General features: G+C 43.0%; 3 protein-coding genes. All 3 read right to left on the reverse strand.

Annotated features, from left to right (window positions below; translation table 11 throughout):
• Positions 1 to 52: 52 nt before the first annotated feature.
• On the reverse strand, positions 53 to 328 hold the full coding sequence (locus tag B0H50_RS13210) for a hypothetical protein (protein ID WP_146193770.1): 276 nt from the start codon (positions 326 to 328) through the stop codon (positions 53 to 55).
• Positions 329 to 405: 77 nt separating this feature from the next.
• Positions 406 to 1,746: an FISUMP domain-containing protein gene (locus tag B0H50_RS12535; RefSeq protein WP_109587879.1), complete on the reverse strand. Its 1,341-nt coding sequence runs from the start codon at positions 1,744 to 1,746 to the stop codon at positions 406 to 408.
• A complete protein-coding gene (locus B0H50_RS12540) occupies positions 1,746 to 9,692 on the reverse strand; it encodes a Tc toxin subunit A-related protein (protein WP_109587880.1) in 7,947 nt (2,648 codons plus the stop codon). The genes B0H50_RS12535 and B0H50_RS12540 overlap by 1 nt, the downstream gene beginning before the upstream one ends.
• Positions 9,693 to 9,840 lie beyond the last annotated feature (148 nt).

Raw genomic sequence — 9,840 nt, forward strand, 5'->3', positions numbered from 1 at the left:
GCTTTGATTTTGCTTTTCGCTTCTTCAATTTTGAAATTTCAAAGCTCTTTTTTTAGCTAACAAAAACTAAATGACACAGTTTATTTGACAGAACCATGTTGTTGGACGATGAACTACTGCCAATAGCAATCCAGGAGCCGCCCTTGCAAATGTGTTCTACATTGCTATCAAACGGCTTGATTATCGTGCCCTCATTGGTTGCATCGCAAGGAATTTCCGAACTATGAGAATTTGAACTATTTTCAATGTTGGGACTACTAGAATTATCGCCACCACAGGAAACAATCAACAGGGAAAGAAGAAACGAGTAGAGAATTTGCTTATACATTAGTTACCTCCATTCTGTGTTTTTCCCATACGAGGTTTGATCTATATCTGCCATGTTCTTTCCTCTTGGATAAATAATTAATCCTTTATACAACGAACGGCTAAAAAATAACCATTGCCAAATCCATTTGGAACCCAAAAATCATCTTCCGAATCTACGATAGCAAATCCATTTTCTGTTCCGTTGTTGTTTTTTTCAATTGCAAATGCGGCAACCTCTTCATTTTCAAGAAAAAAGGTGTTAAATCCCTTCGCTCGACTATATACACTTGATGGTATGGCAGAAAAACCTGATTCATTAGTAGCATTACCACTCTGCCAATATTTATCAATATTGATTTTCATCTTATTCACAGCATTATCTCCAAGATATGATTTCATTTTTTGAAATTGATTGTAAGTAGGAAGTGACCATCCATCAGGACAAATTGAATCTTTTTTTTCGTCAGTAAAATCAGTTTCATATAATCGTCCAAAAATAGAACAATCTCCTTCTTCTTTACTTTTCCAAGCTCCCCCGCCACATAATGACAATCCGCCCCAAATTGTTCCAATAGTATCCTTAGGAAGATAATTAAGATTTTCGGCCATCCAAACCTGTGTGCCTATTGTTACTGTTTTATATATATGTCCGTCCCGAGGGTCTGTCAGTGTGTTATTTATTGCGTCATAACCATCGCTTAATGAAGATGAACTTTCTTCTGATGATGATTCTGGGTTGCTTGATGAACTGATACTTATATCGCTACTAGATTCAACTTTGGAACTAGAGGACTCTGTTTTCACACTACTGCTAGACACCTCCGAACTTGAAGATTCTTGAACTTCGGTGCTTGACGAATTCGGTGTATTATCGCTAGATGATGAAGCAATTGCTACAGATGAAGAGGATTCTTTTTCACAATTGGCTGGGTTTAGTACGTGTGTTTCTCCATCGTCGCAAAGATACAGTTTGGTTTCTTCACTGCTGCTAGATTCAATAGAATCTTCTGAACTTGAAGAGGATTCATTGTTGCCATAATTGGACGAACTGGATTGATTAGTTTCACTCGCAATGACGCTGCTGGACGACGAACTAGATGGATTCGTTTCACTTCCAAAGAAACTGCTACTAGATTCTTCGCTCGCGCTCAGAATGACGTTGTATGAAGAGGATGAACTGGATTGTTTTGTTTCATTCGTAATGATATTGTTGGACGATGAACTACTGCCAATAGCAATCCAGGAGCCGCCCTTGCAGATGTGTTCTACATCACTATCAGCTGGCTTGATTATCGTTCCCTCATTGGTTGCATCGCAAGGAATTTCCGAACTATGAGAATTTGAACTATTTTCAACGTCGGGACTACTAGAATTATCGCCACCACAGGAAATCATCAACAAAAGAGAAAATAAAAAGAAGATAATTTTCAGATACATTAGTTGCCTCCTTTCTGCGTTTTTCCCATTCGAGCAGTGTAACTTAGATGGATGATAACATCCTCAATCTTGGACAAATCAAGTGCATGATTAGTCTCTTCACTGTCATCTCTTGTGTTGTCAAAACCAGTGATTTTTAGCGTCCATGTTGAAATCGCCCCTGCACCTTCAAAAGGCAAGAACTTGTCCGAACTAAAACGGAAATCAAATTTCCCTGATTCTTGATGAGCTGTACTCGTCGCCATGGTCTGTGTTCCGATACGATTACCAATTTTTTGTCCAATTCCTTTCAAATCAAGGAAATTTTCTGTTAAAGACAACTGTGCATTTAAATAATGACCTCTGTAATCTGGAGCAATTATTTCTACTCGGACATCCCTGATTCGTCTAAAATATTGATCCGGGAAATCATTGGAGAATAAAGACTCTGGAATCGTAAAGGAGCAATCTTTACCGTCTTTTAAATCAGTCAATGGTTCTTGCGGGAAATTCAAATCATTATTTCCGTGTCTATTTTCTAATTCCCACAAACTTACCGGCCTCGTTATCTCCAGTTCATTCCTGTCATTTTCAAGGAAAGCCACTTCCATGGCATGCAAGTCGGCTAGGAGTTTTTCGCCAGCCAGCAAGCCACTATACAGGCCATCCCAGTAGCAGCCACTTCCCTTGATGAACGACTTGGCCGTTTTAGGATTTTCCTCGGTATCACCGATTTCAAAGTGGTAGCATTTTTCCGCTTTTCTGGCAACCTTTACTGCCAACTGGAAGAGTATTTTGTATATCTTGCCTATTTCGGTCTTGAGCCACTTGTAAAGTTCCTTGTTGGTGTATTTTTCGGACAGGTGCTCATACATTTCGTCCTTCAGCTCGATTTCCCTTTCAAGGTTTTCCACCTGCTTGTTGATGTAGTCAATCTTGATTTGGTCCACGAGCTTTTTCTTCTGGACGACCTTGATTTGGTTTGCCTTGGCGGTCTTCTGCATGGTCCAGGACTGCTCTGTACGTTCCTGCTCGCTGAGTAACTTGCTGATGGTAGAGCCGACCTGCTTCTGGGCAAACTCAGAAGCCTTGCTTTCGGCCTTATTGATGAGCATTTCGGCAATTTTAGAACCACCATAAGCAATGGAGTCAAAGGATGGTCCACCAAGACCGTTCATGATGGCTCCGATGCCAAGGTCAGGAATCTTTGCCGCAACGGAAGCGGCCTTACGGACACTTTCAATGCCTTCCTGGACTTTTTTAATGCCGTCCAAGGCCTTTTCGTACTTGGTTTCCTTCTCGCTCTTCTTGAAGAATCCAGCCTGCTGTTCCTGTTCGGCCTGGAGGGTTTCCTCTTCGGTCTCGGTAGTTTCCAGTTCCCGTTCCAGTTCTGTCACTTCCATTTCGGCCAAGGTCTTCTGGAGCATCAAGGCGGTCTTTTCGTGGTTTACTCGCAACAGGGCCAACGTCTCGTAATCGTACTTTTCGAATGCAGAAAGCAAGTCCCTACCCATCTGCTGGATGTCGCGAACAATTTCCTTGGCTTTTTCCACCATCACCTTGAAGCGGTAATAGGGCAATGCCGAGGACGCGTCGGCTAGGGCTTCGCTGATAGAAACTCCGCTCGCCTTTGCCTTTACAAGCATGGCGGGGTCGATGGGTGGTGCGAACAGGGCAAGAGTCCGCTTTACGCCTTCGATGTTCAGGCTGTTGCGGATTTTGTACAACCTGTCGGCCACGGTATCCCAGTAGCCCATCAGGGTCTCGTTGCGCGGCACGTTGAAATAGAACATCATGCCCGTAGTATTGGCCAGTTGCATGGTCTTGCCAGGAAGCAGACGTTGAGGCGTCTCCTTTTCGCGGCACTTGCCGGTGAGCATGGTGTCCTCGTATGTAATAAAGGCATTGTTCATCACATCATTGCCGTAATTTAGCAAATCTATGACCTTGAGTTTCGATTTATGTTTAGGGTCTGGAACTTCGGCACTCTTCGGGCCGAGAATTTCTGCAGCCAAAACATACATCTGCACAGCCAAATTAACCGATTCGGTAGTATCCTGAGTAAACAACTGATCACCTAGGCCTATCAAGGCATCAAGGTACTTCATCACCACATATTTCTGGTAGGCGACAGGCCTGTAACGGGCAATCATCTGCGGGTCAAAGGGGTCGTTTTTCCAGCGGTCCTGCAAAAGGAGTATGGCCTGGCGATCTGGCAGGGCATCGTGGGGTGTCGGGAAAGACAAATCCGAAAGGATGGATTTATCAGCATCCTGGTTTGCGAAGAAGGGCAAGAACTTCCAATATTTTGCCCCCTTGGGCAAGTCGCGGACAAAACGTTTTGTCCGTTCGTAGTTGGACAAGTCTATACGCGGGTCGAACACCAGTTGCAACCAATTCAGGGCCGCCTCGTAATTCTGTTCCGAGAGCATCTTGTCGGCCAAGAGCATCGGCACGAAGAAGAACAGTTCCCAGTTGTAGATAGATGTTGCCGAACCCCAGCTGAAATCTACCGTTGCAGACGGGTACGGTTCCGCCACTAGTGCAGTGGACATGTAGCTATTTTCAAAAAGCGTCTGGGACAAGTCCCAGGCCTGCCAGTCCCCCGCCGTGTAATAGCCCAGATAGACGCTGAAATAATAATTGTAGTAGGAATATGAATAATAGTAGCTATCTGAAACAGGCAAAGCTTCCGTTTCACGGTTATAGAGCCACTTTGTGCCGCCATGCACAAACCGCCTGTGGAATTCGCTGGCCTGGGAATTGGAAACCTGTTCCACGCGGTAATTGGCGATGCTATTCGCCCCTGCACCACCATCGCCTGAAACTGTGCGAATCAAGTAGGTTCCCTTGGAGTCCATAAGGAAGAATGTTGAATCCTTGCCTGTAAGCATTCCCATATTTACTGAATAGAGTTTATAAAGCCCTCGCGTATGGCTAAAAATGCTGGTTCCATCTGATAGAGTGAGATAAGCAACTTTACTTTCAAAAACATTCGCCTTCAATATGCAGCCTGTGGGTGCAAAATTGGAAACAAGGGTTCCTGAAGAATAAGGTGCATATATTGATGTTGCAGAATCCATTCCCTGCTCATCAAGGTTTATCGTTCCTATGGAGGCAACAAGTTGTCCATCCTTGAATGATCGTTTAGTCTCCTTTTTCAAGATAAAGGAATTTGCCGCATTGTTTACATTCTCTTGCGATATTCCATCCTGCTGTAAAGAAAGGGCTGTCGAACTATCCGAGGTTACGGGAATCGCCACATATTTGACATCGTCTTGATAGACCGAATAAATCCTCTTGATTTGAAGAGATAGAGTATCCGAATTGTCCGAGTCGTCCACGAGGAAATAGCGGTCTGTCAATTCCTCATTTTCTCCCAGAAGGAAATCCAGTTGTTCTTCGGAAACATCATAGACGGCCTGTTTACCGACTTTCGTGCCATTCCATTTCGTTCCTGTGTAACTTGACCACTTCAGCCGAATTTCTGCATAATACTGAATAGTTACTGCGGCTTGTTGCCCTCCAGTTTCTCCTGTCTTTTTTTGTTTTTGTCCTGCTACGACTTGTAACCACAGGATATAAAGGCGTCCGTTGAGGAATGCTGGCTGAGCAAAAGGACCATCAATTTCCAAAGGAAGTTCTTCCCACGGAGTCCAGCTTCCGCCGTACAGTGCCGTGGCCTCGTATTTGCGGTAATAGTAGGCGTGGGGTTCGCCACGGGTACGACCGACAATGTGGAGCGTGTAAAGGACTCCAGCAGCACTCCCGCCATCCTGCTTGCAAGCTCCAATGATATCTATTTCAGAGGTGTCACACACTTTTTTCAGGTAATCGCCCAGGGCTTCTGTCATGGCATTCTGGTCGTTCCCTATTTCGGCAAGGCGTTCCTCCAGTTCGAGGAAGAATGGTGTTTTGTCTTCACGCAGGTCGCCATCTATCCAGTTTTCGGGATAGAGGAATACCTTGCGATTCGCCACCCAAACCTGGAAATTCTTCATCCACTCCCATTGTTCCTTTTGGGTGTCATTTAGCGTGTAACTTCCTTCCAGTCCCATCAGGGCCCGTTGCACGAACAATTGGATACAGGACACGGCCTGAACTGTGCGTGAAATGGCCATGTCGGGTTCCATCTTCACGTCCATCAGGTAATAGGAGTATATGTCGTTTTCATCGACAAAGACCGATGGATAATAGGATGCCGTTCCCGGCATCTGGGAATCGTTACATACGACTGCGGCAAGGACATCCCGTTTCAGTTGCCGGATTTTATCGTTCACCCCCTGGATAAACTTGTTCCATTCCGAGTTGGTTTTAGTTTGACGTAAATTTTTTTCAAATTTTTCAACAGAGAGAGAATAGTCGACATCATTGGCGTCCAGCAACTTTTCCAAATCGCCCGGAAGCGTATTGGTCTTCTTGTAAAGATAGAGCAGGTCTGCAAATTTACACCATGCCGCAGGTGAGTCTATGTTCACGGACGTAATCAGACAACTATCTTTGTTTTGTTCATAGACGATTCCCGCCTTTGTAAACAACGCCACAGCGGACTCGCTTGAAATCAGGAGTTTTTTGTTGAGAGTTTCAAGGCGATTCAATTCGTTATACTTATAGACCTCTCCTAGAATCTGTGAAGACGCCGCAAAGGCGTAGACTACATTTTTTATCGTCTCGTACCTGTTAACATTGGCAATGGCAAAAGAAGACCAATTCCATTCAAAGCCCATATCTAAAGTTTGCGTAAACTGGTAGAGGGCCGCACAACGGAATATGTGATTGCAAAGATTATTGATTTGGGGATTTTCAGCAGAAATCTTCGATTGCCATACATCCCAGTCTGTTTCAGAATCATTTTCACTAGTGTGTAATGTTTTAAGCAAAGAAAGCAAGACTTCGGTATCTACTGAGAACTTTTCAGATAGAAGGGTTAAAAGGCGTTCCGCCTGTAGCTCCTCCGTCAGTTTTTCATAAAAAACGACTTCGTTTGATATAGCAGAATACCATGGATAATCCGATTCTTTACTAACAGAAAGATTCCAGAACAAGTTTACGAATATCGATTCGATTGAATCTTTATAATCCTCTGTTATTTCTTCGGGCTTGTTCTTCCAACTGTTGAAAACGTCTTCCGCGTCTTCCCTCCCCAAAGACTTCATGATATTCAAAATCGAGGTTTCGTAATCTATCGCGGAGACACCATCGACTTCTGTTGTCGCCATACACTCGTCAATGGACGCCTGTATAGCGTCACCAACCTCCTTGGCAAATTCAGCAGATTCCTCATCCGCCATTGACTGGGGATCGAGAATCGATTTTAAGTCACTAACGGAAAGAGAAGATTTATTCAAGATTTCCAGTTCATCGATGGTTGCGTTACAAAATTCGCGACTGCCGAAACCAACAGGGAAATTAATTTCACTCAAGAAGAAATAATCGTCGACAGAAAGGCCGTTCCTTGAAATCCAGAGATTGTATTTGTAAAGGATATTCAGGCCAGTTTCAAGAGCGTCAGATGCTTTTGGATAGGTCTCTGGTCTCCAGCACTTTTGCAAAATCAAAAGGGCATCTTGAAGTTCGATTTCAAGGCAAATTTTGGCGGCTGTTGCAAGCTGGTAACGCAACTTTTCATTATTTCTTTTCAATTCGTCAAAATCACTGCCATATTCGTCAAACAGCGAATCAATGGCAAAAATGCTCTTGAGATCGTCAATTGTCAATGTAACTTTGTCAAGTAAAATCGCAGCTTCCGTCGCCGTCAAGTTAAGCCGCGTTTTCAATTCCTGAATATCACTCAAGCCATCCGGATTACAATCCCATGTCTTGGCAACGTCTTCTGTGCTCCAGCCCAAAGTGGCACGACGACGGACAAAAACGGACAGATTACAGAAAAAATCTTTCTTCTTGTTCGGGTCTTCGAAATAAATCTTATATCCGTTTACATCGGCCAGCTGGAATGATTCTGAATCGACATTCAGCGCCGCTCCACACCCGGAGAATACATCAGATGTGAAAATTTCCGCAAATTCCTCGTATGTAATTTTCGCCCTGTCCAGAACAATGGCCAAATTACAAAGGACATTGAACCATCTTGTTTCAGCTTCAATTTGTCTTGACTTATCAGGGAAGAAAATCCCCTGATTTCCATTATCTTCCAATCCCCACAGCTTTGAAGGTTCGATTTGATTTTGGTCAAAATCAGTAGATAGAACGGCCTTCTGATTTGCTTTTAAAAGTACCGCATGATTTTCATCTAGATGTAATTTATGAGCAACCTGACATGGGTTCAGTGACAAATTATCAAAAATAAAAACGAGCCTATCTGCATAAAAATTTCGTGGAAGGCTTAACGGGAAACACCTGTCGTCAAGCACTTGCATTGCAGATTTGTCAATATCCAATTTCGAATTCCACTTGCACGGATTCGCCCTTAAATCCGCCACTGTAGCTTCATCAGGTGTCTGGTTGCAAAGAGGAATTGCCCGTTCTTGAATGGAAGTCCTGTAAACAAGACTTTCCAACAATTCGACGGCTAAATCAATTGTAGGAAGAGAGACCTCCGCATTGGCCTTTGTCATTAGAAGATTCTTCACATCGGGACGGCGGCTAATAAACCTGCCGTATGCGTGTCCCTGCTTTAAGAATTCCAACAAATCCAATAAATAAGCGGACGCACTCAAAATGGACTGGTTCTGAGTTCCCGTATTTCTGTTGATGCGCCCGAATAGAGTTTTCCAGTTGGCGAAATTCTTGCTTTTCAAGCGACTTGTCGCCACATTGGAAGTGCTGCTCAATTTTAGAAGTTTGGAAGCCTTAGGATTAGACGCTGTATTTGTTGCAGCGGTTTCGTTTGTTTCTTGCAGCCCTCGAGGTATCGAAATGATTGTATTGTCTGCTTCATTTAAACTTCCATGATACCGTTCAATGTCTAACGTAGCGTTTGCCACAAAATTTTTGGCAAGTCGATGGATATTTGTTGCTAGCTCCTTGTCACCCATGCCAAGGCCATGCTCTGCCACAAATCTTTCTTCATCCATCAGGGCAATACTAGAAGCCGATTCAAAACCATTTTTTATAAGATAGGCTATCGCTTCGGGATTATCGGTCAATCGATAAAGACGCTGTATAATCTTAATTTTCTTGATTTCGGTTTCGTCAGCTTCTGCCAAGGGACTTTGTGAATCTTGATTATGCTTAGCTAATGAGTTTTGCAGGAACAAATCTATGTCGGAACAATTCAGGTCAAAATCCTTCCAAGCGTCCGATTGGAGTTTTTGAACCAAGGCATTCCATGATTTTTCGTCATCATCTGTAGAAGAAAAGCTATTTTCAAATTTGGAATTTAATTCCGTCTGCGGAAATTTGGCCTTTAGGCGATCTTTCAAAGTTCTTACCGCAATTTGTTTTTGTTCCTCGGCAGTTGTGCCTGGGAACTGGTCAAGAGGAAGTGCCAATGCGACATCATGACACCAATATGAATATCGCTCTGCAGCATCATTAACCGCTCTACACCAAAACGCTGTAGTATTTGCGGAAAAATCATTTACCTGTTCATCATACTTTAGCAAGTATTCCAATTTCCATGCACCGAGTTCGTCATCTTTTGTAACATCTTTATCAAGTTTGGCGATAGGTTTATATTGACAATTTTCCGCATGGAGCAAAGTGTAGATACTTACTACTAAATCTGGATACCAATTGCAAAAATCTCCCAAATCAATCAGAAATTTCAAGTCATCAACTTCTGAAGACGAAAGAATGGAATTTGATTTTTCTTGCCTTTCTATTAAATCGCGATAATTGGATTCTGATTCAGTAAATTCATCAAGAAGAAGTTGAAGACGATCTTTAACAGAATTAAGACTTAGCAATGTCGGACGTCCTCTTCGTCCTTCTTTCTTTATTGAATTAGGAATAGCAGTGTCACTACTTTGTAATGTCAATTCCTTCGTTAAGAAGACTCTATCCATAAAACTGTGTCATTCACCACCAAGCATCATTTGAAAAATGATGTAAATTGAGGAACTATGATGACACACGAAGAATATAAAGAGATGATCAAAAAAGCAGCATCTCAGTTCAAAACAGGAAAGCCAATTTTTGGCAAAGACGGAGCAT

Origin of the sequence: Hallerella porci, assembly GCF_003148885.1 — a bacterium.
GTDB classification, from domain to species: Bacteria; Fibrobacterota; Fibrobacteria; order Fibrobacterales; family Fibrobacteraceae; genus Hallerella; species Hallerella porci.

Excerpts from the sequence above, each read along its gene's own strand:
- B0H50_RS13210 (WP_146193770.1), bottom strand. The coding sequence starts at position 328 with ATGTATAAGCAAATTCTCTACTCGTTTCTTCTTTCCCTGTTGATTGTT.
- B0H50_RS12535 (WP_109587879.1), bottom strand. The coding sequence starts at position 1,746 with ATGTATCTGAAAATTATCTTCTTTTTATTTTCTCTTTTGTTGATGATT.
- B0H50_RS12540 (WP_109587880.1), bottom strand. The coding sequence starts at position 9,692 with ATGGATAGAGTCTTCTTAACGAAGGAATTGACATTACAAAGTAGTGAC.